Source organism: Ruegeria sp. CDSC068 (assembly GCF_059610545.1).
This window is the reverse complement of the sequence record NZ_JBXWNV010000008.1, coordinates 17,175-42,911: the sequence shown is the minus strand read 5'-3', so window position 1 is coordinate 42,911 and position 25,737 is coordinate 17,175. Positions and strand designations below refer to the sequence as shown.

21 protein-coding genes are annotated in these 25,737 nt (G+C 54.2%); 11 read left to right on the top strand and 10 right to left on the bottom strand.

All coding sequences use genetic code 11. From position 1 onward, the window contains the following. Window positions 1-10 precede the first annotated feature (10 nt). The 3 genes from AC2FID_RS16335 (at window position 11) to argE (ending at window position 3,761) form a co-directional block, all read left to right on the top strand. A complete protein-coding gene (locus AC2FID_RS16335) occupies window positions 11-1,507 on the top strand; it encodes an aldehyde dehydrogenase (RefSeq protein ID WP_496699054.1) in 1,497 nt (498 codons plus the stop codon). Between the two features lie 25 nt (window positions 1,508-1,532). After that, a complete protein-coding gene (locus AC2FID_RS16330) occupies window positions 1,533-2,471 on the top strand; it encodes a LysR substrate-binding domain-containing protein (RefSeq protein WP_496837726.1) in 939 nt (312 codons plus the stop codon). A gap of 141 nt (window positions 2,472-2,612) precedes the next feature. Next, window positions 2,613-3,761 (top strand): acetylornithine deacetylase, encoded by a 1,149-nt coding sequence (gene argE / locus AC2FID_RS16325; RefSeq protein ID WP_496837724.1) that lies wholly within the window; start codon window positions 2,613-2,615, stop codon window positions 3,759-3,761. Window positions 3,762-3,837: 76 nt separating this feature from the next. Here the strand turns inward: argE and AC2FID_RS16320 are convergent, their stop codons facing one another. The 5 genes from AC2FID_RS16320 to AC2FID_RS16300 form a co-directional block, all read right to left on the bottom strand. Then, entirely contained in the window at window positions 3,838-4,875 is a 1,038-nt protein-coding gene (locus AC2FID_RS16320; protein ID WP_282120978.1) for an extracellular solute-binding protein, read from the bottom strand. A 19-nt stretch (window positions 4,876-4,894) separates the two neighbouring features. Beyond that, the gene (locus AC2FID_RS16315; RefSeq protein WP_496837722.1) at window positions 4,895-5,704 is read right to left on the bottom strand and encodes an ABC transporter permease; all 810 of its coding nucleotides are present in this window, start codon (window positions 5,702-5,704) and stop codon (window positions 4,895-4,897) included. Between the two features lie 3 nt (window positions 5,705-5,707). After that, window positions 5,708-6,637 carry an ABC transporter permease gene (locus AC2FID_RS16310; protein WP_108862424.1) on the bottom strand — a complete coding sequence of 310 codons (930 nt, stop codon included), beginning with the start codon at window positions 6,635-6,637 and terminating at the stop codon, window positions 5,708-5,710. Further along, window positions 6,637-7,746 (bottom strand): ABC transporter ATP-binding protein, encoded by a 1,110-nt coding sequence (locus AC2FID_RS16305; RefSeq protein ID WP_496837720.1) that lies wholly within the window; start codon window positions 7,744-7,746, stop codon window positions 6,637-6,639. Before AC2FID_RS16305 ends, AC2FID_RS16310 begins: the two co-directional genes overlap by 1 nt. A 1,958-nt stretch (window positions 7,747-9,704) precedes the next feature. Then, the gene (locus AC2FID_RS16300) at window positions 9,705-10,529 is read right to left on the bottom strand and encodes a tyrosine-protein phosphatase (RefSeq protein WP_496837719.1); all 825 of its coding nucleotides are present in this window, start codon (window positions 10,527-10,529) and stop codon (window positions 9,705-9,707) included. A gap of 201 nt (window positions 10,530-10,730) precedes the next feature. Between AC2FID_RS16300 and AC2FID_RS16295 the strand changes: the two genes are divergently transcribed. The 3 genes from AC2FID_RS16295 to AC2FID_RS16285 all read left to right on the top strand — a co-directional run bounded on the left by AC2FID_RS16295 (window position 10,731) and on the right by AC2FID_RS16285 (window position 13,417). Next, the gene (locus AC2FID_RS16295) at window positions 10,731-11,378 is read left to right on the top strand and encodes a LysR family transcriptional regulator (RefSeq protein WP_496837717.1); all 648 of its coding nucleotides are present in this window, start codon (window positions 10,731-10,733) and stop codon (window positions 11,376-11,378) included. A 472-nt stretch (window positions 11,379-11,850) separates the two neighbouring features. After that, a complete protein-coding gene (locus tag AC2FID_RS16290) occupies window positions 11,851-12,078 on the top strand; it encodes a hypothetical protein (protein WP_282170395.1) in 228 nt (75 codons plus the stop codon). A gap of 472 nt (window positions 12,079-12,550) precedes the next feature. Beyond that, window positions 12,551-13,417 (top strand): Rossmann-like and DUF2520 domain-containing protein, encoded by an 867-nt coding sequence (locus tag AC2FID_RS16285; protein WP_496837716.1) that lies wholly within the window; start codon window positions 12,551-12,553, stop codon window positions 13,415-13,417. 107 nt (window positions 13,418-13,524) lie between these two features. Here AC2FID_RS16285 and AC2FID_RS16280 read toward each other — a convergent pair whose 3' ends face one another. Next, window positions 13,525-14,406 (bottom strand): DMT family transporter, encoded by an 882-nt coding sequence (locus AC2FID_RS16280; RefSeq protein WP_496756634.1) that lies wholly within the window; start codon window positions 14,404-14,406, stop codon window positions 13,525-13,527. A gap of 116 nt (window positions 14,407-14,522) precedes the next feature. Between AC2FID_RS16280 and AC2FID_RS16275 the strand changes: the two genes are divergently transcribed. Beyond that, a complete protein-coding gene (locus tag AC2FID_RS16275; RefSeq protein WP_496837892.1) occupies window positions 14,523-15,911 on the top strand; it encodes an aminotransferase-like domain-containing protein in 1,389 nt (462 codons plus the stop codon). A 186-nt stretch (window positions 15,912-16,097) separates the two neighbouring features. Here AC2FID_RS16275 and AC2FID_RS16270 read toward each other — a convergent pair whose 3' ends face one another. Next, entirely contained in the window at window positions 16,098-17,462 is a 1,365-nt protein-coding gene (locus AC2FID_RS16270; protein WP_496837713.1) for a tetratricopeptide repeat protein, read from the bottom strand. A 112-nt stretch (window positions 17,463-17,574) separates the two neighbouring features. On the opposite strand from AC2FID_RS16270, the gene AC2FID_RS16265 reads away from it, so the two are divergent. The 3 genes from AC2FID_RS16265 (at window position 17,575) to AC2FID_RS16255 (ending at window position 20,299) form a co-directional block, all read left to right on the top strand. Beyond that, window positions 17,575-17,823 carry a hypothetical protein gene (locus tag AC2FID_RS16265; RefSeq protein ID WP_496837712.1) on the top strand — a complete coding sequence of 83 codons (249 nt, stop codon included), beginning with the start codon at window positions 17,575-17,577 and terminating at the stop codon, window positions 17,821-17,823. A 24-nt stretch (window positions 17,824-17,847) separates the two neighbouring features. After that, window positions 17,848-19,488, top strand: coding sequence for a sulfatase-like hydrolase/transferase (locus AC2FID_RS16260; protein ID WP_496837711.1), 1,641 nt, complete (start codon window positions 17,848-17,850; stop codon window positions 19,486-19,488). A gap of 64 nt (window positions 19,489-19,552) precedes the next feature. Next, window positions 19,553-20,299 carry a hypothetical protein gene (locus AC2FID_RS16255; protein ID WP_496837709.1) on the top strand — a complete coding sequence of 249 codons (747 nt, stop codon included), beginning with the start codon at window positions 19,553-19,555 and terminating at the stop codon, window positions 20,297-20,299. Window positions 20,300-21,365: 1,066 nt separating this feature from the next. On the opposite strand, the gene AC2FID_RS16250 is transcribed toward AC2FID_RS16255, so the two are convergent. Together AC2FID_RS16250 and AC2FID_RS16245 are read right to left on the bottom strand one after the other, a co-directional pair. Beyond that, complete coding sequence (locus AC2FID_RS16250) at window positions 21,366-22,358, bottom strand: MBL fold metallo-hydrolase (RefSeq protein WP_282170410.1); 993 nt, start codon at window positions 22,356-22,358, stop codon at window positions 21,366-21,368. Between the two features lie 124 nt (window positions 22,359-22,482). Further along, the gene (locus AC2FID_RS16245) at window positions 22,483-23,427 is read right to left on the bottom strand and encodes a LuxR C-terminal-related transcriptional regulator (RefSeq protein ID WP_496837707.1); all 945 of its coding nucleotides are present in this window, start codon (window positions 23,425-23,427) and stop codon (window positions 22,483-22,485) included. Window positions 23,428-23,694: 267 nt separating this feature from the next. Here AC2FID_RS16245 and AC2FID_RS16240 point away from each other — a divergent pair, with 267 nt between their 5' ends. Further along, complete coding sequence (locus AC2FID_RS16240; RefSeq protein WP_496837705.1) at window positions 23,695-23,865, top strand: hypothetical protein; 171 nt, start codon at window positions 23,695-23,697, stop codon at window positions 23,863-23,865. A gap of 792 nt (window positions 23,866-24,657) precedes the next feature. Here the strand turns inward: AC2FID_RS16240 and AC2FID_RS16235 are convergent. Next, entirely contained in the window at window positions 24,658-25,380 is a 723-nt protein-coding gene (locus AC2FID_RS16235; RefSeq protein WP_282170413.1) for an alpha/beta hydrolase family protein, read from the bottom strand. Window positions 25,381-25,737 lie beyond the last annotated feature (357 nt).

Genomic DNA, 25,737 nt, shown 5'->3' with positions numbered 1-25,737 from the left:
GAGAGACATCATGTTGGATTATACGCACGAAGATTGGAAAAGTCGCGCCGCCGGTCTGTCATTTCGTGGGCAGGCTTTCATTGACGGCAAGTTTGTCGATGCCACATCGGGCAAGACCTTTGATAGCATAAATCCCGCCACAGGCGCAGTGCTGACTCAGGTTGCCGAATGCGATGAGGAAGACATCAACCGTGCCGTCGCCGCAGGCCGCGCCGCATTCGAGGATGGCCGCTGGTCGCGCATGGCCCCCGGTGACCGCAAGGCGGTGATGCTGAAACTGGTCGACCTGATCCGCGACAATCTGGAAGAGATGGCGCTACTGGACAGTCTCGACATGGGCAAATTAGTGACGGATGCTGCCACTATCGATGCCCCCGGTTCGGCGCATTTCTTCCAGTGGTATGCCGAGACTATCGACAAGGTCTATGACGAAGTCGCCCCAACCGGGCCTGGCGATTTGGCGCTGGTCAAACGTGTTCCTCTGGGCGTGATCGGAGCAGTGACACCGTGGAACTTCCCGCTGGACATGGCCACATGGAAAGCCGCCGCGGCGCTTGCGGCCGGCAACTCGGTTGTGCTGAAACCGGCCGAACAGTCGCCCCTGTCAGCGCTGAGACTGGCGGAACTGGCGGCTGAGGCTGGCGTTCCGGATGGTGTATTCAACGTCGTGCCTGGCTTTGGCGTGACTGCGGGCAAAGCGCTGGGTCTGCATATGGATGTGGACTGCCTTGCCTTCACCGGGTCGACCGCAATCGGCAAGATGTTCATGCAGTATTCGGGCGAGTCGAATCTGAAACAGGTCTGGCCGGAAACAGGTGGCAAAAGCCCCAATCTGATCTTTGCCGATTGCGAGGATCTGGACTCGGCCGCTGACATGGCCGCCTTTGGCATCTTCTTCAATCAGGGCGAGGTCTGCTCGGCCAATTCGCGGCTATACGTGGAACGCTCGGTCAAGGATGCGTTTGTCGAAAAGCTGATCGCCCGTGCGCAGGCGATGCAACCCGGTGACCCGCTGGACCCGGCGTCGAAAATGGGTGCCATCGTTGATGAAAAGCAGACACAGGGGATCATGCGCTTTGTCGAGGAAGGCAAGAAAACCGCCAACCTTGTGACTGGGGGCGAACGGATCACATTGGATGGCAAGGGCTGCTTTGTCCAACCGACCATCTTCGACGACGTAGACCATGACAACCCGCTGGCGCGCGATGAGATCTTTGGCCCCGTCCTGTCAGTCATTCCCTTCGACACCGAAGACCAGGCCGTGACGATGGCCAATGACTCGGTCTATGGGCTGGCAGCGTCAGTCTGGACCGATAACCTGTCCCGCGCTTGCCGGGTGTCAGACAAGCTGATGGCAGGGACCGTTTCGGTGAATACGGTAGACGCGCTGTCTGCAATGACGCCGTTTGGAGGCATGAAGCAGTCAGGCTTTGGGCGCGATTTGTCATTGCACTCGCTTGAAAAGTATACTGCTTTGAAAACGACTTGGATCAAGTACAAGGCTTGATCCGCAAGACCGCGGAGATGCGCCTTTGCCTTTCAGATACACGCTGCGACAGCTTGAGTATTTTGTGGCCGTCGGAAAGGCAGGCAGCATCGCAGCCGCCAGCGACAAGCTGAACGTCTCGTCGCCGTCGATCTCGGCGGCGATCACCCAGTTGGAAGTGGAATTCGGCGTCGCCCTTTTTGTGCGCGAACACGCGCGTGGTCTGTCGCTGACCAAGGCCGGGCACAAAATCATGGAACGTACCGAGTTCGTTCTGCGCGAGGCCGAGTTGCTGGCCACACTGGCCGGGGAAATCACCGGGAAGGTACAGGGTATCCTGTCCGTCGGGTGTCTGGTTACATTTGCTCAGATTGTTCTACCGGGGTTGCGACGCGACTTTGAGGACACCTATCCCGATGTACGTATCGAACAGCGTGAACTGAATCAGGCCGTTATTTTCAGCCAGTTGCGCCGGGCTGAACTGGACATCGCCCTGACTTACGATCTGGACATTCCCGCCGATCTCGAATTCCGGCCACTCCATGAACTGCCACCTTATGTCGTTCTGAGCGAAGGTCATCCGCTGGCAAATCACAGCGAGCTGACGATCCCCGACCTGCAGGACAGCCCAATGGTCTTGCTGGACCTGCCATTCAGTGGTGAGTATTTTCTGTCCTTTTTCCGCGAAGCCAATATCAAACCGAATATCGCGGAGCGCACCGCAGATATGTCGGTCATGCGATCTTTGGTGGCGAACGGGTTCGGTTTTTCGATTGCCAATATCCGCCCCCTCAACGTTTTGTCGCCGGATGGCAAAAAGCTGATCTTTGTGCCCTTGGCCGGGGAAATGCGCCCAATGCGTCTTGGCTTGCTGCGCGCGCGGGCCGAGAATGAAACAAACACATCAAGAGCATTCATTGATCATTGTGCTCATGCCGTAGATTCAGGATCGCTTCCTGGTCTTTTTGCGCAGGACGAAGGGTGATTGCGTGACTTAGAGATCTCCTAACCTCTGCTTCGCCATTCCCAGATTTAAGTATTTTGCCCGTCGTATAGGCTTGGAGAGAATGACCCTCTCACAGCCAAGACCAAAGCGGCTGTCAAACCAAAAAACAGGTTCAATCCTATGACCTCTACCCTGGATATTCTCGACAGGCTTGTTGGCTTCGATACGGTCAGCAAAAACTCGAACCTTGAGCTTGCCGCTTATGTCGAAGAGTTTTTGGAGGCGCGCGGATTCACCGTTCATCGCATCACCGACCCTGGCGGCGACAAGACCGGGCTTTATGCCGAAAAAGGACCTGCGGGTGATGGCGTACTACTATCCGCGCATACTGATGTTGTCCCGGTCGAAGGCCAAAGTTGGACCAAGGACCCATTCCGCCTGACCCGTGAAGGCAATCGCGTCTATGGGCGTGGCACCACGGATATGAAGGGGTACGTGGCTTCTGTCATGGCGCTGGCGGATCGTGCCGCCGGGGCTGATCTGCGCGAACCTCTCAAGATCGCGCTTTCTTATGATGAAGAGGTCGGCTGTGTCGGCATCCAGCACATGCTGGACCGGCTCGCCCCTATGCTGGGCCAGCCACGCGCCTGTTTTGTGGGTGAACCGACCGAGATGCAGGTGGCCGTCGGCCACAAGGGAAAAGCCGCGCTGCGTGCCGTCTGCCACGGCCAAAGCGGGCATTCAGCTCTGGCCCCGAAATTCGTCAACGCGCTGCTCCTGGCAACTGATTTTGTAGGTGAACTGCGCGCGTTGCAAGAAACCTATGCCAAAAGCGGCAACAGCGACCCGGCCTATTCGGTGCCCTACACCACGTTCCATGTGGGCATGATGTCTGGCGGCAAGGCGTTGAATATTGTGCCGGATCGCGCTGAACTGACATTTGAATACCGTCATGTCGCCTCGGATCATGGCAAAGACATCTTGTCACAAATTCTGGAGGCGGCCATCAGGGTCGGTGCACAGTATCAGGACCTGTGTCCCGAGGCGCGTATCGAGGTTGAACAGTATAACGCCTATCCCGGACTGGAGGTCGCCCAGACCGAAGGCGTCATTGCCTATGCGCAGAAACTGGCGCAAAGCAACGTCACCACAAAGGTGGCCTTCGGTACAGAGGCCGGGTTCTTCAGCGAACTGGGCGTGCCGACTGTTGTTTGCGGGCCCGGATCAATGGAACGTCAGGGCCACAAACCGGATGAGTACCTGGAGATCAGTCAACTGAACGCTTGCGACGCAATGATGGATCGCATCCTCGAAGATATCAGGCGGTGAACAACAAGGGGTTTGCCACAAACCAAAATGCCCCCGGCGGAAACCAGGGGCATTCAAGATAAGTATGTGACCTGAATTACTTCTTCAGATTGGTCCAGATTTGGTCGTACACCGCCTGAGTTTCCTCATCGCAAACTTCGATAAAGACACCCGGTCCGGCATTGGCATGTGGATTCTTTTCAGGCTGCGCTGCCAGCGCTGGGTCCAGAAAGCTTTCCACCCCGTTCACGCCCGCGTTGTATTGCGCGAAGTTGGTCACGGCAGCGATGTTCTCAGGTTCCAGCAGGAAATCCATGAAGATCAGCGCGTTGCCGCGGTTGGGCGCATCTTTCAGCAGAACCACGTTATCCATCCACGCAATGTAACCTTGTGTCGGATAGGCGTATTCGACGTTGGCGCCTTCTTCGCGCGCCTTGGCAGAGAAACCGTCATAGATTTGACCTACAGCCGCATCGCCCGAAACCAGTACCTCTTTCGCGGTGTCTGAGTTGAACGAGGCCCAATGCTGTTTGGCTTCTTGCAGCATGGCGTTCAGCGCCTTCAGCTGTTCACGATCTGTGGAGCACTGCGGAATGCCCATGTGCAACGCGGCCATGGCCATCACTTCGCCCTGACTGTCCAGCATGTTGATGCGACCCTGCAATTCAGCCGGCGGGTTGAACAATATGTCGGTGGTTTGAATGTCCCCGTCATAAGCATCGCGGTTAACTGCAAAGCTGGTCGAGCCCCACTGATACGGAATCGAAGATTGGCGGTCGGGGTCAAAGCTGGGATCGGCCCAATCGGGGGCGATGTTGCCTTTGTTCTTCAGCTCACCATCGGCGATCGTGTCCAGCATGCCTTCACCCGCCATGATCGAGACCATGTAATCACCAGGCACAGAAACGTCATAAGTGCCGATGCCACCAGCCTTGAGCGAAGCCAACATGGACTCGTTCGAGTCGTATGTGTCCATGGTGACAGTGATGCCGGTTTCTTCGGTGAACTTATCCAGCAGCTCTTGCGGGATGTATTCGAACCAGTGGTACAGAACCAGTTCGCCCTCGGCTGCTGCGGCATTTGCGCCAATGGCCAAGGCAAGAGCAGCGACGCCGCTTTTCATCATATGTTTCATGTGACTCTCCATCTGTTGGTTATTTTGTGTTGTCAGACTTGCTGACGAAATAGCTGATCGTGACCATGACGATGGACACACTCAGCAACATGGTCGAAATCGCCATGATATTCGGTTTGATCCCCTGCTTGACCGAGCCAAAGATCGCGGTAGGAAGCGTTTCGACGCCCGCACCCTTCACGAAATTGGTGATGATGAAATCATCCAGGCTGACGATGAACGCCAGCAGGAAGCCCGAGATGATGCCGGGCATCATCAATGGCAAAAGGATTTTGGTGAATGCCTGCCGTTTCGTGGCATAGAGATCCAGTGCCGCTTGTTCATAGCTGTCTTCGATCCCCTGCATGCGGGCTGAGATCGGCAGGTAGGCAAAGGGAATGCAGAACGCGATATGGGCCAGCAGGATCGTCAGAAGCCCGCGTTCGAAACCGATCGAATTGAAGAAGATCAAGGTCGCAACCGCCAGCACGATTTCCGGCACCATCAGCGGCAGGCTGATCAACCCGAAAGACACAGTGCGAAAACGGAACTTACCCCCGCGCACCATCCCCGTCGCCGCCAGGGTCGCGATGGTCGTTGCCGTAGTTGCCGCGATGATTGCGATGATGAAGCTGTTCTTCGCTGCCGTTTTGAACTTGCCGCTTTCTGGGCCGGTAAACACATCTGCATACCAGCGCAGCGATACACCTTCCCAGTTGGTCAGCGATTGTGAAGCGTTGAAGCTGTAGATCGTGACCACGACCAGCGGCGCATAAAGGATGACCAGACACAGCAGTGTAATACCCTTGAATCCGCGATATGACTTGATGTCGAATTGCTTGCTTGCCATTGGTCAGCCCCCCGCCTTGTCGGCTTTGGCTTGTTGCCGGGCCGAGAACATCAGAATGATCAACACCATCGTCAGCAGGACCATCGATGCCGCCGCACCAAACGGCCAGTTGCCAGCATTGCCCTTGAACTGTTCTTCGATCAATGAACCGATCATGAAGTTCTTGGCACCACCTAGCAGGTCAGGTGCAAGGAACGATCCCATCGAAGGGACAAAGACCAGAATACAGCCCGCAAACACGCCAGGTTTGACCGCAGGAAGCAAGATCCGTCGCAGCGTCGTCCATTTCGATGCGTAAAGGTCCGCCGCTGCCTCGGACAGGGCAAAGTTGTAGCGTTCGACCGCCGCATAAATCGGCAACACCATGAAGGGCAGGTACGAATAGAACAGGCCCAGCTGCACCGCGAAGTTCGTATTTACAATGTGCAGGGGGCTGTCGATCAGGCCGATATTCATCAGAAAATCATTGAGCGGCCCCTGATCCCGCAGCAGGAATTTCATCGACACGGTCCGGATCAGCAGGTTCACCCAATACGGGATGGTGATCAGGAATACCCAGACCGGGCGCATGTTCTCGGACCGGGTCGCAATGAAATAGGCGGTCGGAAACCCGATCGCGAGGCTCAGCAGCGTCGCCGCCGCCGCCTGCCAGATCGAGCGCCAGAAAATAGTGATATAGGTCCACTCAATCTTGGGGGGCTCGTCCCCGAACAAGCCGCGATCAAAGAAGAATTGATCGTAGGCAGCCAGAGAGAATTCCCAGATCACACCCCCGCGGAATTCTTTCGTCAGGAAAGAGTAGATCAGCATCATGAGAACTGGGGCCAGCACCAGAATGGACAGCGTCACCCATGCGGGCAACAACAGCCATGTACGGGCCTCTTTATAGGTGTCTGTCGTTGCGCTGCCGCCGCTTGCTGCACCCGCCGCCATCAGTCCACCAGGAGGCGCGCGGCCCCCAGCTCCATGTTGACGAACATTTCGGCACCCGGCTCGAAGATACGCTTGTTGCCACGATCCGAATTCGAAGTGCGCACCACGAAATCGGGACCCTCGTCCAGATGCACTATTGTGGTGATGTCGGTGCCGACAAAGATGTTGTCTTTCACGCGCCCGTGCAGGCCTTCGGTCTCAACCGGCACTGCGGACATATACAGACGTTCGGGGCGGATCGACATGTGGACCTTGGACCCAACGCCAACCCCGTCGACGGCGTTGCAAGTCAACTCATGCCCACCGCCCAGATGACAGGTTGCGCGGCCGTTATCAATACCATCGACGGAGACCTCCAAAAGGTTTGTTTCGCCGATAAAATCCGCCACGAACATGTTGTGCGGACGCTCATAGATATCGGTCGGTGCACCCAGCTGCTGCAACTCGCCTGCCGACATGACCGCGATCCTGTCAGACATTGTCAGGGCCTCTTCCTGATCGTGGGTGACAAAGATAAAGGTGATCCCGGTTTCGCGCTGCAGGTGCTTCAGCTCCAGTTGCATCGCCTTGCGCAGTTTTAGGTCCAGCGCAGATAATGGTTCATCCAGCAATAGAACCTTGGGTTGCGGTGCCAGGGCCCGGGCAAGCGCAACACGCTGCTGCTGACCACCCGACAACTGGCTGGGCTTACGTGCCGAGAATTGGGAAAGCTGCACCAGCTCCAGCATCTCACCTGATTTCTTTCGTGCCTCGGATTTCGACTTGCCCCGCATTTCCAATCCGAACGCCACGTTGTCCAGAATGGTCATATGCGGAAACAGCGCATAGTTCTGGAAAACTGTATTAACTGGGCGTTTGTTGGGCGGCAGGTTCTCTATCTCATCACCATAGAGGTAGATGGCACCTTCGGTTACGGCCTCGAAACCGGCGATCATTCGCAGCAGAGTTGTCTTGCCGCACCCGGACGGGCCAAGGAGTGTAAAGAACTCATTGTCCATGATCGACAGCGAGATCGTCTTGAGCGCCGTAAAATCGCCGTAGCGTTTTACTGCATCCCGCACGTCGATCGCGATATTTACCTTGTCAGACAATTGCGCCTCCCCGAGCATTGCGAAATTCCACTCAGGTATATACGTGCAGCGCGATCCTTCTAATAACTGACTTCCTCACCAAACATTAGGATTAGCCTAATGTTTAATTTTTGCGCTTATTAATCAGTAAATTATGGTGCATCTTTGCGCTTTATTAACGCCAAGAAAACGGCGAAACGTAGTTCCTTGCTGTTTACCTACGCCTTTGGGAGGACCAGTTAAAAAAAACTGGTTGGCATTCTTACTTCCATCGAAGCTGTCACTGTGTTGTTTCTTGTTAGCGTGTTACTCTTCTTATTGGCGGAAAATTTCCCAAACCCAAGTGTAGGGTATTTCGACCAGACTGACTCGGGAGCTTCCAGAACATTTTGCATTTAGCTTAGTGGACCGAACCACTGCCCCCGCTGCAAAATCATGCACTGCGACAGGATGTGTCGCAAACTTCTAAAGCGGTCTGAGGCGGCGACTTACTAGTCGCACATATTCTGCGATCTCTGCAAATAGCAGAAATCCAGACGTCACTGTGTTCTGGAATTGCCTCTTCCGGAGCATATTGGAGACCTCGATGACTTCCAAAGTAACCGGGGTGAATTTAAACAATTTGAACCCGCACATGTGCCGAATACGACGTTTTATGAACCGATGTTCCTGTTCGATCAGGTTAGCCGTCACCTCAATTGATGTCCTGGGTGCTAAAGGTTCAAATTTCTAGGACTGATGAAAACGATCAGCTTTGACTACGCCGTTCCCTTCGGCCGCCATGCTATCAGTCAATTCGTCACATATCCGGTGATACAGGCCCTATAACCGCGCTTGAATAAACTGGTCTGAATTCGCGCAAGGCCAAAGCTCATCTACCATTTTGCTGAGATGTTCATCACCTAGAAGACCATCAAGAAGCAGATTCAATACATGTTCGGCGCAGACGTCTTGACCCTCAATAGTTATCAATGTGCCTAACTTCGCCTTCCCACGCTCGTTCAGGCGGTCAAAAAACAAAAGAAGAAGATCGTTTTTGTTTCCTGCAAGGTGAGGGATTAACGAACGGAGTAGCCCATCGTCGGTTTCTACTGTGGATAGGGTTGGTTGAGCCAATTCCTCTCGGGCCCCAATGCGTTCCAGAGCGTCCAAAATTTGCGTAATACATTCTTTATAGTTCTTGGGACGTACCAAAAATGTTTCGCGATGTACGACGACTGGTTCAGTGAAGTCGCGATGCAGCGACAGGCAGTTTGCCAGATGTCCTTTGGATCGTCAGTTGGATTAACACAGAAGTGGTAGGGGCAATGCTGGGCTCGCTCCGAGGCCAGCTGCGAGCCCGGAAGCAACTGACGCCGCAGGTTGCCGAATGTCGGCTATTGGCGAGCCGAACATCTTCTTATCGTTCCAAGACGCTTCCAGATGTTCTGGCTGACCTTCCATCCCGCGACTACTGAGCCAGGCATTTTCTTCTTGCTGCCGAACAAGCCATGCTTCGATCTGTTGAGCTGGGTTTTCGGATAGGCCATCTAACTGCTCCCGCTTCGTGCGCATATGAGCTGAACCTGCAATGAAGGACGCCAGCGTTGTTTATTCAAGCACTGTGAATTGTTTGGGTTGATCGGTCAGCTTATGGTCTGGCGCATCATCCCAGATAGAAACTTCGGCAATCAGGGCTGACTTTGGGCTCAGTAAGATCGGTGCACCTGGCGGGGCCAGCATGCAGCCGCCAACAATGACTGCGATATGATAAAACTTGCTGCCGCCATACAGACCAAACCGTTCGTCAATTGCCTGATTGAGGTTTCGCGTCAGTTCTTGTTAGGGTGCCCGGTGAGAGAGAAATGCTGCCGGCGTCATCGGCTACCACCACGCTATGCCCAAGCTTGAAGTCGTCAAGAACTTCGGGCGCACCCCGCCAATTGGTCCACGCTGCGCGCCGCGAGAAGAAATTGAGCGGCCACCCTTTGTAACTATTTCATCCTTTTGTCAGCGCCTCAGTCCTGCAAAAGCAGGTTTTGCCTAATCGACTCCACTTCTTCATCACTAATGCCTAGAATATCGCGGCGATAAGTGTCAAAAGAACCATGAGCATCCTTGACCGCCTGAAGGGAGGCTTTGATTTGTTCCGGATGCGCTCCGAAGGCCGGACGCAGCGAGTGTGGGCCCTTGCCAACCAGTTGCTCGAGCTCGTCGTAGGTGAAGGCATTGGTGGTCAGGTAGTCGCGCACGGCATCCTCTTCGGAATAGCCTAAAGTCAACATGGTGACGGCCGCCATGTATCCCGTACGGTCCTTTCCGCCTGCGCAGTGAAATAGCATCGGAAAGTTGTTCGCATCGGTGAGCAGATGCAGGAACCGGGACACTTGCGGATCAAACTTGGTCGCAAAATCCCGGTAACGGTCAATCCTGATCTGGCGCAAGTCGACATCGTGATCCGCAAGCAACTGGTTGATCTCATCGAACTTGCCTTCAAACCACATAGGGCGGATTTGAGACGCGATCTCGATGGGCATGATCTTGGCGATGTCGGCTGGATCTGAGCCAATGGGCAGATTGACGTTGAAATCCACCGAAGGAATCTGCGCGTTTGGGTGCGTTTCCAGTTCTTCCGGGGTGCGCAAATCAACAATGGTCTCGATAGCGAGGCCATTCAGCTCGGCAATGGCGGCATCGGAAAGGCCGTCCAACTGATCCGAGCGAAAGAGCACACCGGGCTTGATCCCCGCATCAGGTGTCGTGAGTTCACGAAAATTCTCAAGCCCGTCGATCGGATGACTAACTGTCACGTCTTTGCACTCCGATGGCAGATCAATGTCCAAAGCAGTACTGCAGGCTGTTGTTTGCGCGGTCGCTGTGCCGACAGTGAATGTGCACGCAATTACCGCTGCCAAGCTCAATGGGGAGTGCGCTTTCATACCGTGTGTCCTCAAAGCAGAAATCTCTTGATCAGACGCTCTTTAATCAGAGGAAGGATAGATATAGAAAGTTAAAGTCCATACGATTTTCCGATGGAGTTACGAATGCCCGAGATCGAGCAGTTACGCGCTTTTGTCACCGCAGTTGAGTGTGGTTCGTTCTCTGCCGCTGCGCGAAAACTGGGCAAAGCACAATCTGCCGTCAGCGCGACGATCTCCAATCTGGAAATCGATCTGGATCTGTCGCTATTCCACAGAGATGGCTATCGCCCCGTGTTAACGGATGCCGGTGAGTCATTACTGAAGCACGCAAGGTCGGTATTGAGCAGCATGGACATGCTCCGAGGGCAAGCCGAAGCGCTGAGCGGATCTATTGAGCCCAGGTTTTCCTTCTTTGTCGAAGATGGGTTGTTGGTGGATCGTGTTCGAAGCCTGTTAACTGGCACAGCCGATAAGTTCCCAAGCTTAGAACTCCGTGTGGAGCAGCTTTCGAGGCCTTCTGTTCTCAAGGCAGTTCAATCAGGTGATGCGGACGCTGCTTTTGTATGTGAGGCACCCAAGGAGGCTCAAAGCTACAGATGCCTCGGCGTCGGGTTTCAGAGGGTCGTGCCCGTGTGTCACGCTGACCACCCGCTGGCTAAACTGGCGACCGTGGGGCGGAAAGACCTGTCGCAATACCGTCAAGCAGTGGAACCGAGTTCCGTCGCTTCAATCGCTGGAGACCGCATTTTCAGCCCGGACATTTGGATCTAAAGTACCCCGATCACCAGAAAGGCGCTTGTGATAGGTGGCTTGGGCTGGGCAGAGTTGCCGGTCGTTTCGGTGGAGCGAGAAATCTTAGGCGGCGAGTTAAAGGTTTTGGAGTACGAATTCGCACAGGACGCGATCCTGAGGACGGTGGATTTCCTCACAATAAACGCGACCGACCAAGGGCCTGTGATGAGGTGGTTGACGAGTGAAATCACAACCTGGGATCAGCGCGCCTGGATTGGCGATCATCAGGTTGGCAGGCGTTAGCATAGCCGACATTCGGGCAAACGCAGCGAATTCACTGTTTGTCGGCTTAAAAAACACTGTCTTTTAAGCCAAAAATACGGCGATCATTACGGTTGGCCAGTAACCAAAAAGTTCTGAGAACCACCTTGAGCACCGCATCATGCAAGGGTGGATTTACTTTGGAACGTGATGCACTCTGGAAACCCACGCCCGGGTAGGAGTAACCAGAATGCCCCAATACAACGATTTGTTCGAACTCTCAGTCGAGGACATCGATCTGATTGAAGTATCCCTGCGGCGCGCACTAACCTCATTGTCGGTTGGAGCCCCTGGTGAAAGCGAAGACGAAAAGAAAGAACGGAATGACAGCTTGCACCGAATTCAGGATCTGCTTGGGCGGCTGCACGATCAGAAGATTTTCTATCGGCCTAAGTCGGGTGTGTATGTCGGCGGTTGACTAGTAGTCCAAACAGATCTGACGGGCTAACGCGAGCTGGGCAATCCAAGAGTTCGGAACCCGTCCGCGCGGGCCACGCGTCGATCCGACAACATCCGCTGTGAGCCCATCATGCTGGCGTACGGTCCGGTCAGGTGACGAACAAGGAGTCGCAGTTCAGGTATCGCTCATACGAAATTGTCCCTCCATCTCAGCAATTTCTTGAGCCTCATGAGGTTGTGCCCGAGGACTCTGGCCGGGGAAAAAAGACCGTTTTTGTCCGCTGACTTTGAGTTCGACCGGCCCCCGTTTTCGCGCTCGCGGCGAATGTCTCCTCCGACGGGTCGCGTCGCGGCGGAGGTGACCAAGGTCGAACGGCAGGAATGGGCCGCTCCGATTGATTGTTGCCTTGGATAAACTGGTGTTGATGAATTGGTCTGTCGCTTAGCATGTTCCCTAAGGAAGCAAGAGCGTATAGGTCGGAGGCCATTGAATGGCAAAAATCAGAGTAAATATTGTTGGTGCCGGTCGCGTGGGGCAAACCATCCTCGGCCTTTTGCGACACTCATCCAAGTATTCGGTTCAGGACATACTGAGTTCTCGATTTAGATCAGCGCAAAACGCAGCCCAAATTGCGGGAATGGGCAGAGCGGTGGAGAAATATGCAGACTTAGCGCCGGCCGACCTGTGGATTTTGGCGGTGCCGGATTCTCAGATTTCAATTGCAGCAACCGAACTCGCAAAAGTTGTTGGTCAACACGATGTCAATGAACCGCCTCCAGTTGCGTTTCACTGCAGTGGTTTTTTCCCGGCAGACGAAATGGCGCCGCTTCAGAAGCTAGCCTGGCGACTGGCCAGCGTGCACCCGGTACTTACGTTCGCAGAGCCGGCAACCGCGATCCAGCAATTCGAGGGAACACTTTGTGGCATTGAGGGCGAAGTTTCTGCCTTGGATTTTATCAAAGACTTTCTGACCGAGATTGGTGGAATCCCATTTCATATCAATTCCGATAGCAAAAGCCTCTATCATGCGGCCGCCGTGATTTCGAATAACTTCACTGTGGTTTTGCAGGCGATCGCGCGTGAAGCCTGGGGGACCGCGGGAGTGCCTGATGACATTGCAAAGCAACTGAACACCACGCTGCTTCATGCCACCTGTGAGAATGTTGCCGCCTATGGACCACTGGGAGCGCTTACGGGACCCGCATCACGAGGCGACACCTTTGTCGTCTCGCAACAAGCGAAAGATGTAGCCGCTTGGCACCCTGCTGCAGGAATTATCTACAAAGAGCTGAGCTTGCTCGCTCAGAAATTGAAGGCCGACGGTAAGACACAGGATTGGTTGGGTCCCGAAGCGTAGCCTGACCTAAAATTCAACTGAGGTTGTGCGAATTCTTGGAGCCTCTTATCTCGCGCTTGCGGCGAACGGCAGGTTCGATGGGTGCACTGGGATATCTTAATCTTGGATCATGAGTCCGGAATCGGCCGCCTGGCGAAACGCTTTGCCCCGGCTACGCAAATCACCACTAAGATCGTTACCCCGATCATGGACGGCGCAACGGGCTCCGCGAGCAAAAGAGCCGCGAGGATCAGGCCGAAGAACGGCTGGAGAAGTTGAAGCTGTCCGACACCTGCTGTGCCGCCTAGTGCTAAACCGCGATACCAGAAGATAAAACCGACCAGCATCGAAAAGATAGAGACGTAGCCTAGACTGAGCCAGACCGGCAGGGTCAGCCCGTTTGATGTAGGGGGCCATGTCAAAATCGCGAAAGCCGCCATAAAAGGTAAGGATAGGACCAGCGCCCAGGAAATCACCTGCCATCCACCCAAGCGACGCGATATCTGTGCACCCTCCGCATAGCCCAACCCGCAAGCGAGGACGGCAGCGACCATGAAGAGGTCCCCGACGAGTGATACTTCAGCGCTTTGGCTGAGGGCGAAGCCGACGACGGCCGAGCTGCCAAGGATCGAGAATACCCAGAACAACGCGGTCGGGCGTTCTCCGCCGCGCAGAACGCCGAATGTCGCGGTGGCTAGCGGCAGGAGGCCAATGAAAACGATGGAATGTGCAGCGGAGATGTGCTGTAGCGCCAGCGCTGTTAAAAGCGGAAAGCCGATCACTACACCCAAGGCTACAACCACAAGAGAAAACAGGTTCTCACGCGAAGGTAGCTTTTCTTTGAAAAAGGCCAGCAGGGAAAGCGCAAGTACAGCCGCAAGAACCGCTCGGGCGGATGTCAGGAAGAACGGGTCTAGGCCACTGACCGCCACCCTCGTTGCGGGAAGTGACCCACTGAAGATCAATACACCGAGCAGTCCGCTGCCCCAACCAGAAAACGAGGAGTTCATAAATTAACGGTCCTTTTTGAACCTTGTAGCTGGAGTGGCGCGACAAACGCAGGTACAAAGCAATACAATTGGAAAAAACTGTACTGCTGTATGGCCCCATACAGAGGAGATCGAGTATGGCCGTTGCGACCCGTAGAGCTCTTGTGATGGAACATATCACGCGTCTTATTCGATCGCGGGCACTTGGTGCGGGTGACAAACTTCCCTCAGTCCGGGGCCTTGCGACTCGCTTGGGCGTGTCACCTTCGACAGTGGTAGAGGCCTATGATGTCTTGGCCGCTGAAGGAGTTATCTTTGCTCGTCGCGGCTCAGGTTTTTTTGTGTCAGACCGCGTACAACCGTTCGAGGTTTCGCAAACTGGACCGCTGCTTGAGCGCGAGATTGATCCGCTTTGGGTCGCGCGACAATCGATAGACGCCAGCCAGGACATGGCAAAGCCTGGATGTGGCTGGATGCCTGCCGATTGGATGCCTGTCGAGTCGCTACGGCGAGCAATGCGCCGTGTGGCACGTGGAGGCGACAATGTGCTTACAGATTACAGCTGTGCACAGGGTCATTCCGGTCTGCGCCAGCATGTGGCTCGAATGCTGTGCGACCAGAACATAGAGGTAGATCCCAATACCGTTTTGCTCACCAATTCTGGATCGCAGGCGCTGGACTTGATTTGCAGATTGCTACTCAAGCCTGGCGATACTGTGTTGGTGGATGATCCATGTTATTTCAACTTTCAGGCCCTTCTGAGAGCACACCAGATTACCATTGTCAGTGTCCCCTACACGCCTAACGGCCCCGACCTTGCCCAATTTGAAAACATGCTTAGGAAAGAGCGGCCGCGGCTCTATCTGACCAATTCGGCATTGCACAACCCAACAGGTGTGACACTAACTGCGGCGACTGCGCATCGTGTACTGACTCTGGCCGAAGCGTATGAGTTGCAAATCGTGGAAGATGCCATTTTCTCTGAGTTCGAACCTGATCTTTCGCCAAGACTGGCTTCCCTGGATGGGCTTAACCGCGTTCTCACTATTGGAAGCTTTTCCAAAACCCTGTCGGCATCGTTGCGATGTGGATTTATTGCAGCGCGTCCTGACTGGATTGTCTCCCTGACCGAACTTCAGGTTGCGATCAGCTTCGGAGGTCCAAGCCCTATGGTGACAGAATTGCTACATTCGGCGCTCACTGACGGTAGCTATCGCAAACACATGGAGGCGCTCAGGGCTAAACTGGATCGCGCCCGTACCCGCGCAACCGACGAGTTAGAAGCGTTAGGCATTAGGCCTTTTGTGAAACCCAGAGGTGGATTTTATCTTTGGTGCGAGCTGCCAGACGGACAGGATGCTGCAGCGATAGCGCGAAAAGCTCTCAAGAAAGGTGTCGTTCTGGCGCCCGGAAATGTCTTTAGCCCAACTCAATCCAAGAACTCGTTTCTACGTTTCAACGTAAGCCAGATGACCAGAAAGACCCATGCGGAACTACTTCGCGATCTGATGAGTGAGGCACAATAGGACTGCCTACTTCTAGAAAAGGTAATAATCTTCCCCTCAAAGTGAAAGTCCGGTTAGGGCCGTCTGCGAACTCCAGCGGCAATGAGGCAGTGAGCTATAACGCTTCCTAGCTGGAAACGATGTTTGGTTAAACAACCACCGTGGCCAGTTCGTACTGGAATGGCTCCGATAGCCAAGACACGAGCTTCATTCGTTAACTTTTGGCTTCCAATTGGCTTGTTTCATAGCTTCACCTAATTCCACTCCGTATGCCCGGTCCGCGAACAGTCTCTGAAATAAAATATCCACCCGACTGTCAGGCCACTCACGCGAGAGTTTATCCGCCAAGGCCTGAGCTTCACTTTCGTTACCCAGCATCTGGTGAGCCGCCAAAAGATAAGCCACAGACACAGGGCCGACGGGGCCGCCCTTTTCGGTCACCTGCTCAAAGGCGGAAACGGCACCTTCGAAATCCTTCAGGTGAAACTTTGCAGACCCCATCGCGTTCTGAAACACATAACCCCGGTCCAAATCTATTTTCGACAGCGCATCTTCGCTGATCATCACGACTTCTTCGAACTCACCTGCGTACAACAAGATCAGTGAGACGAACTCCAGCACATGCACGTCGTTTGGTGCTAAACGCTGTGCCCTGTACGAGAACTCCGTAGCTTCAGGCCAATTTCCCTTGGTAAATTCGACCCAGGCCTTTGCAGATTGGCTCCACCCCGTTTCGGGTGCCAATTCAATGGCCCTGCTGGCCTGTGTGTCCGCGTAACGCAGCATGTCCCCGGTCGGATCGGCGTCCGGTGAAACCAACGCTATCATTGCTGCAACCTGCGCGGCTCCTGCGTGGCCTCCGAAATAGCTGTCGTCGTTTTCGATTGCCCCTTTGAATATTGTCAGGGCTCCGTTCAGCCGCGCGGGCTCCAACGCCGGAAAAATCAAATCGCGGCCTGAGTTGGCCAGGTTGACGGCCTGAAGCCGCATGGGGGATGCATCAAAAATGGCGCTGCGCTCATCTTGGCTCAGGCCATCGACTGGCAGGTTGACTGGAACCCCACGATTTGTCGACATTAACGCAATTGCAGCAGCAACACAGATAAAAATGAAAACCCCTGTAATCCCAACGAACGGGCGAAGCCAAGTGTGCCTCTTAGTTTCCCTCTCGGAAACTTCAGGCTGATCCGTCCCGGGCGACCTAATCGAGATCTCAGGTGCGTATCCGCCTTTTGGCAGATCGAAAACAGTGACTTCTTCGCGGCCATCTTCGACATAATAGTCGGCCAGCTTGCGACGCAGGCGACCAGCGTCCACCCGCACCACATTTTCTCTGCGTGCCATCTCGGACATGGTCCCGCCATAGACATCCATGGCGATTGTTTTGGCACGTATTTCGTCGGCCCTGCCGTTAAGGGATTCCTCGACCACATAGACAAGAAAGTCCTGCAATCGCTGTGAACTTGCGAAAGTCGAGGATCTGACAAGTCGTTGAAGTGCGGCCCGTACATCCTCAGCGTCAGGCGCAATGCCCTCATTCAGAGGAGGTGACTTGTCTCTAAATACTTCCATATTTTCAGCGAGTTACATCCATTACTATACCGTATTATGCCCCGATATACCTATTGTTAAAAGTGAATTCGTCCAACACTCCAGTAAATCTTCTGATCCATCGAGCGAGTCATTGAAATTGAAAGGCATCGACCTTGATACCCTTTTTCCCGACCACCGCGCCGCAATTGCTGACTTACGGCGCGCGGACACGGTGTTCGATGAGATCTGCCAAGACTACCAGCTTCTCAGCGACGAGTATCTCTCCATGAATGCTGAGCCGGGAAGCCAATCGTACCAAATTGGATGTGACATCCGCGAGACCCTGGATGGTCTTAGGGATGAAATCGCCCAGTCGCTGCGGCGCGCAGGAAAAATGTAATTCGAAAATGGGGAAGGGATACCAATGAGATCGATAGTGAAACAGGCCTCGGCCATGGTGATGATGGCTGGTGCGAGCTTTGCTCAGGATGCGCCCATCATTCATGATGGAGAATTCCACTTTCTCCGCGCGCAATTTGGCGAACAATGGGACGCTCAGGATACGGAGATCGAAGCGAAGCTTTCCGAGATCCGTGGCGCCAATGGCGGCAAACCACCTAATATTCTTTACATTCTGATTGACGATGTCAGTTTCGGTCAGATGGGCAACCGGACGATGAACTACGTCACCGGTTTCGATACGCCCAACATCAACGATTTTGCCACTGAAGGCATGTCCTTGATGAGGATGTATACCGAGCCATCCTGCACGCCGACACGAACGGCGATGTTGACCGGTCGTCATCCGGTGCGCGCGGGCGTGGAGGAGGTAAAGGTTGCTCTGGTCGGTGAAGGCCTGGCGTCCGAAGAGGTGACGATTGCCGAAATCCTGAAGGAAGAAGGGTACAACACCGCCCATGTCGGGAAATGGCATCAGGGCGATATTGAACAATCCTACCCGCACAATCAGGGGTTTGACTGGGCGGCCTTTCCCTTGCATCAGCAGGTTCAGCTAAGCTTGATGACACGAGATGCGATGGTTGCCAACAACATGCTTGGCTTCCATGCGTCGGGTCAGTCCAACCAGTTTCAATTGGACCAGCGGTTCAAACCCTACGGGCTGGTAACTGGCGTAGAAGGTGAAGCGGGCGGCCTTGCTCGCGAAGTAGACATAGCGCCGGGCGAAGAATGGACACAGGCGAAATACGAAGAAATGAACCTGCGCTATCAGCGTCAGGCATTGGAGGAATTGGAGAAGCTGGCTTCGCAGGACGACCCGTTTTTCATGCAGTACTGGCCGCTCTACCCGCTGAACTTTGCCTACCCTGATGAGGCCGTTTCCCGCAATGGTGGCTTCCATGCCGACAAATTACAGGTTCTGGACGGCTGGATCGGCGAAGTTCTGGCCAAGCTCGATGAAACTGGCAAGGCAGACAGCACCGTCGTCATGATCATGGCTGACAATGGCTTGATGTATCACTACGAGGGGACATCAGGTCTAAACCAGCTGATTTATCGCGGCGGCAAGACCCAGCACCTGGAAGGCGGCGTGCGGACGGATGCCTTCATCCGGTGGCCCGGAGTAATCGAACCGGGAAGCGCAGCTGGTGATATCGTGCATGTCTCGGATCTGTTCACTACCTTTGCCCGGATTGCAGGGGCAACCGACCGCATTCCGCGCGACCGTGTGATTGACGGGATTGACCAGACCGCGCTGCTGCTTGAGGGCGAAGGCAACTCGCGCCGAGACTACGTCTATGTGTACGAGGGGCCGGTCTTGCGCTCAGTGGTCAAACAGGAGTTTAAAATGCACCTGCCTGCCCCCGGCCAGCCGGGCGCAGCGGCACCTGTTTTCAATGTCTACCGCGACCCGCGTGAAGAACATCCCCTTGTTGGGTACTCTTTGTGGTCAGGGGCGTCCTTTCAGGACATGGTCAAGCGCCATCAAAAAACCATTGCCAAACACCCGCATCTGCCACTTGGAAAGGGTGTTCCTTACGAAGGTATCGAGAACCTTCGCCCTGAAAGCGAACTGACAAGAGAAGTCTTTTCCAGTTGGCAATAACGAACTTGGGACGGTGGCGGCAAAGCCACCGTCTCACCAATCGCACTAAGTTTTTAGGTACACGATGGCCCGCCATTTCGTTGTTCATTCATATCTGGCGTCCGCGTTGCTGATGTCAGGTATTGCTGTCGGAGCTGAGGAAAACGCGTCGAACCCATTGGCTGCTGTCAACAACACGGACATTCGTTATCAGTATTTTGATCTTGAAGGTGGGGCAGACCGTCAGGATGTGTTCATTGATGGCGCATATATGCTGCGCCCTGATCTGAAGCTGAAATATGAGCTCCACTACAATTCGACAAATGCGACTGGCGCACGGTTCAGCGGGTTTGAAAAGACCAGTTTGAAGCTGATCTATTTCCCGTCACAGAAACCCCTGAATGACACCTGGACCGTCAAATCCGCGCTTGGGTTGGAGTGGACCCTTGATTTTGGCGACCCCGATGAAGGCATTGGCACCGGGTCGGATCAGATCGCCCCGTTTGGTGGTTTTGCCTTTGCCAACACAAACACCGGGCTGACGCTGATCCCTTTGGTCCAGCATTTCGCGTCGTACAATGGCCCGACTGATGTCAGCCAAACTGCAATGCGCCTGATTGCGCTTCAACCGTTTGGCGATGGGTATTGGGTCAAAGCAGATATCAAAGCGCCCTATGATTGGGAAAACAACGCCTGGCCTGCAACCGCTGAGTTTCAGATTGGCAAAAATCTTAGCCCCGGTATTGCCCTCTATGCAGATGTGCTGATCGGGATCGGAGCAGATCGTCCTTATGATCAAGGCGTCGGAATCGGTCTCAGATTCAACTACTAAGTTTCAGGAACCCCAAAGACAAAGCTACGTCTTACCGCATAATTTTCAGCGTGATTGCGCTTGCGACGTGCCTTCTAACGCTGCCGACACTTTCCTGTGCTCAATCACTGACCGCGCCGGACCAGGACGAATCCAGCTGGGGTCATGGTGCTGCGTTCTATCTATTCACACCCTTGCGAACCACAGGGACATCCACCGTGGCTGGTCAAGCCGCTGATCTAGATCTTGGCGACGTGCTGGACTTGCTCGATTTCGCAGCGGCTGGCCGGTATGAGGCATGGAATGGAGATTTTGGAATAATCGTCGACGCCAACTAAGTTGGCATCGAACAGGATACGACGCTGCCTGGCTCGATGGGTGCCGAGCTGAACGTAAACGTGCGTCAAAATGGTCTGGCGTGCTAGGTGCTTACCGTATCGTTGACGGAGCATTCGGTGCAAAAAACCAGCGGTATGCAATCGATATTCAGGCGGGACAGAGGTACAACTCCATCAGTTAGGAAACAGACATCTCCACTCCGACGCCTGGCAATCCGCCTGTATTGGGCGCCGATCAGGATTGGATAGAACCCGTAATCGGCAAGCGCGGGATGTGGCGACTGAGCCAAAACTGGCCCGGAATTGCTTCGTTGCTGGCGGAAATGACCTTCAAATCGGTGCGAGTGTTGGTTTTGATTTCCAACCCTGAGAGACAACCGCCCTCACATTTGGATGCCGCTATTTCAGCGTCGACTACAGCGACATGCTGAGTTCAGGAGAATTCGCCTATGACGCCGACCGGCACGGGCCTTACTTTGGCATCAAGTATTTCTTCTAAGGGCAGCTCTATTGCGTTCCCGGCTTCCGGCGTGCACGTAACTTTGCACTTGCAGTGAATGACGGCGAAGCAGGCTGCGACCGCAGCATTTGATTGGTCGGTGAAAGGCAGGTTTGGACCGCGAGCCTTCAATTCGACTGAAATTCGCCGAGCTATGTTATTTTCGAAAACAAATTTTGAAACTACGAGCGGCCAGCGGAAGAATTCGCTGGCCGTTCTACTGAGTTGAGCAAGGGCGCAAAGCCAGCCCTTACCCTGTCTGGGCGTGGTTGCCAAAATACATGAACTCTTTGTCCATTCCTGCAACGTCCGCCGCGTTCAGCGACAGATTGGCGCCGTCCAACATCTTGTAGCTGGGTTGGGACTTCACCCACTCATCCGCGTCCTGCAAGGTGGTCAGGGTATAGCTGGTGGTCTCGCTCAGATAATGTGTCGGAATGATAACTTTGGGATTCAGGCGCGACACGATATCATCGCCCTGACCATAACTGAGGATGTGTTGCGATCCGTCCACCGGCAGAGTGAGGATGTCGATTTCCCCGATGGCATCCCAGAATTCCTGCGGCGGGTTGTGCCTATTGTCGCCCCAGATCAGGGTTCGCAACCCACCGGCCTCGATCACATAGACCACCATGTCCATATGGCTAACATTATTGGGCGGGCAGGCTTCAACGCCGAATTCAGCCAAGGCGTTTGTCCAATTGTACCAACCCGGAGCCTGGCACGCGTGTTTGTCGGCAAACCCCGTGATTTTGATATCGGCAAACTCAAAGTTTCCAACCATCCGGTCCAGCACCATAGTTGAGACCGGGCGGTGAATGGCATCGTGGTCAAAATGCGTGTGGGTGGACATGCAGATGTCCACTGGCACCTCGGGGAATTCATTCTTGAACCACAGCCCCCAGGCACCGGACGGGTCATCGCGCCATGGGTCGAACAACACCGTCGCCCCGCTCGGCGAGGTGAATTTCAGCGCGCAATGGCCGTAGAAGTCGATCCCCAGATCGCCATCGACAGCAGTGCCCGTGGTTTTCTGCAATTCGATAACACCATTGTTGTTCCCCGGCTGGGTCCAGTCGGTCGATTGCGCCTGAGCCGATGTGCTGGACAACAAAGACGCAGCACCACCCACTCCTGCTGCTCCGGCGGCCATGAAAAAAGAACGTCGAGAAAGGCCTGGCGTCAGATCGTCTTTCTTGCCATTCACCAACGTCGGTTCCAGCTTTAGGTCTTCTCGTTCCATTATGTGTTTCCCTGTAGTTGCCCGGCACCCGGATTGGCACCATGGACAAAAGGGTAACAACGGTAGTCGGTCAGATGAGTGTGAGAAAACCAAGAGTAAATAATGGGGATCATCCCCATGATTATTACAGGGACCGCAGCTTGCTACGCAGGTTCTGACCCGTTTTCCGCAAGCCCAGTTTCTTGCGTATGTTGTTGCGATGAAACTCGATTGTGCTCGGCTCACGCGACAATACCTGAGCAATATCTTTTGTGGTCTGGCCGCGCATAATCATTTGGGCGATGTCCTGTTCGGACGGGGTCAGCTGTTCGAACACATCCCGCTTTTCGTCGGACATCGAGGCAGTGATGGATCTTAAATTCTCTTCCAGAATATCAAGATAGACCAGCGCCGCATCGTTTCCTATGACCCGGCTGCGCAGCTTGGCAAAAGTCGGCGCGACAACTCCTTTGATCTGTCGCATGATGTTCTGGTCGTAGTCATCGCGCGACCGCTCAACGCTTTGCAGCAAAACGCGCAGGGCGATGTTTGCCTCTTCCAACTCGGCGGTGCGTTCTTCGACACGTGTTTCCAGTTGATCCAGACTTTCCTGAAGTTGTCGTTCAAGCTGAACGCGTCGGTCCGCTTCGACAAGCAGTTTAAGGTCCGCTTCGATCACGCGAGCAAACTCTTTCAGCCCTTCGCGGAACATCAGAGCACGTCGGTTCAGTTTCGAGTCCAAAACGCAAATTGTCCCAAATACAGACCCGTCCGGCCAGTAGAGCGGGAAGCCGACATAGAAACTCATACCGTGTTCCATGTCGTCATTGTCCGCCCATCGGGGATCGTACTGCGCGTCTTCCACCACCAATTCGCCCTGTTCCAGAACGCCATGGCAGTAGAGTTTTTCGTTCAATCTGAAACACAGCCCGACGTCATAAGGGTGGTCCGCAGTATCGTTCCTGACGAAGACTGAGTGTTCGGGGGTGTGGGTGCGCATCACCAGACTGGCAGGCACATCCGCCAATCTAGCGATGAGGTTAACAATTCTCTGCCAGTTATTGATCGTTTCTTTCGGAATATTCAACATTGGCTGAACAGCGCCCCCTGTACTTGCCGCCTTGGCACCACCATCACCAATCCCAAGCAACAGAACAATTAGAATAGGCCGATTGCCCTTCGATCAAGCCCCTTGGCTTCAGCAAGGCGTGCGCTTGCCGCACAGTCCGGTGTCCGCCGGTTGAATGATAGATATGTGCCGTGAACGATGGTTCGATGCCAAAAAAGAGCATAATCTGTCGCCGATCGTTTCCCTTGCCCTTGCCAGACACAAGGCAACAGAATTTCGGAGATCACCGTGGCTACTTTTTCGATCACGTGCAGCGAAAGCCTGCGATACGGGTTGCGATTGCAGCATCAAAACAATGGGTTGGATGCCGGCTCTGGGCCGTCCTTGCAGGTGAACATAGGTTGGTATCGTACGAATACTGGGGTCGATCTAATGGTGACAAAGCTGGTCGCCGATTAAAAGCGTACTCTGTTTGGCGCCAGGCCCGACGGAGTCTGTATACCGAAGCGCGATTTTTATTAGCGTCAGCCAAAGCTCAAACACCGCTCAGGAACTTACGAACAGTGAAAGTAATGAGGTTGGCTACTATCTGCTCGCTCGTGTTGATACCGGCAAAATTTGTGTCCGCAGACCTGCTGGCAACAGACAGCTATGTGAAATACCTGTCGCGTAGCGACATGACTGACAATCAAAACCTATTACTGGCTGAGTGCATGGTTGCATTGCTCTCACCCGAAGCCAGAGCTGAACTCCAGTCATCAAAGTCTAAAAGAGCTGCAGAGTTGGCTTTTCTGGCAGACGGTAAAAATACGTCTCAAGGGGTCTGTATCGTTCGGGCACTCACTGAAGCGAAGTAGCAACATAATCGGGCGCTAACTGCCGCTTCAGCTTTGCAGTGGCGCAACGTGTTGAGCTGAAAGCCCACCCGGCGGCCCCGACGGTTTTGGACTTCGCCTGCAAGTCACGGTGGTTTTACCCAAAAACTTGCGCATGATTGCAGTGCGTAATTGACGGGTGCTTGCCAATTTGTTCGGTTGATCTGAACTGACTTTGCTTCACGTTGAAAATGACCCGACCTGCGGCGCCAATCGGGTTTTTGGTGTCCGCATAAGATCAACGCCTATTCTGTTAAGGCTAGTACTGCTGTGTGCTCAACAGTGGCGATACCGAAGATCTGACTACCAGATCATGACACTAGCCGTGTACTGAATTCGCTTTTACTCACCCAGATTGGGAACTAGAGATATCCTGTCATTTCTCGTTCGCGATGCGCTCCAATTCATCGGCAACAGCCAATGGTGCGGTCACTATCGCCTCGTGACAGGCGGCAATTTCGGAAATGGGCCAGCCATATTGCCTCGCGCGGTCGAGCGATCCGTTTGCAGGCATATAGGGCGGATCAGACAAGTGAATATAGTGGGGGTTCAACCCTTTTCCTGCAGGCTTTTGCATGGCCAATGACGTCTTTAACGTTGCCAAAGGATGTGGGGTCAAGCGCGGCTTCAGGAAAGCGATGTCCGCCGCCTTAGTCACACCCAGAATTTCCGGGTCAACCGGGGGCAAACTAAGGCCGTTGCTGAACTGATTGGCCAGATCCTGGCGGGCCTGGGCAATTTCGGAATCCAGCAAATCGAACCAGCTCTCGCCCGGCTGCAATATTGCTGCATCAAGATAGATCACCTTTGAAATCCTTTCAGCCACCTTATCGCCGGTTCCGCAAATCGTGGCACCGCCAAAACTGTGACCGACCAGAACCAGGTCGTGGAGGTCTTCAAACAAGATATGCTGTTCGATGTCGCGCGCAAAAGTCTCCAAGGTAATCTCTGCGTTGATCAAATGTGACCGATCCCCGACACCGGTATTGGTCGGCGTGTGAACCTGATGGCCCCGTGTCCGGAGGATGTCGGCGACCCGAGACCAACACCAACCGCCATGCCAGAGGCCATGCACAAGAACAAAAATCGATTGAGGCATCCGGTCCCCGATCCTTAAATTGGCTGCAACATTGTGGCACTCTAGCTGAGCTGAACGAGGCGTCAAAAGTTTCTGCAATACCAATCAATTTTTGAGACACGGTGACAATGAAATTTAATATTTAATTCACTAGGTATTTCTTGTTGGCAGGTCGAAACGGCACTAGCGACGAGAGGTAGCTGACCCCAATACTCTGTCTGCTTGGTGGGTTGTGTTAAACATTGGTGATGATTGGCAAGTGCAATGCCACTGGGTGATCGCCAACCAACAGCGCAGCCCGGCCGAGAGCTTGTCAACGCCCGACCCCTAAGTATTGATCGCTGTAGTGCGACAGAGAGAATGTGGCATTGGCCGCAG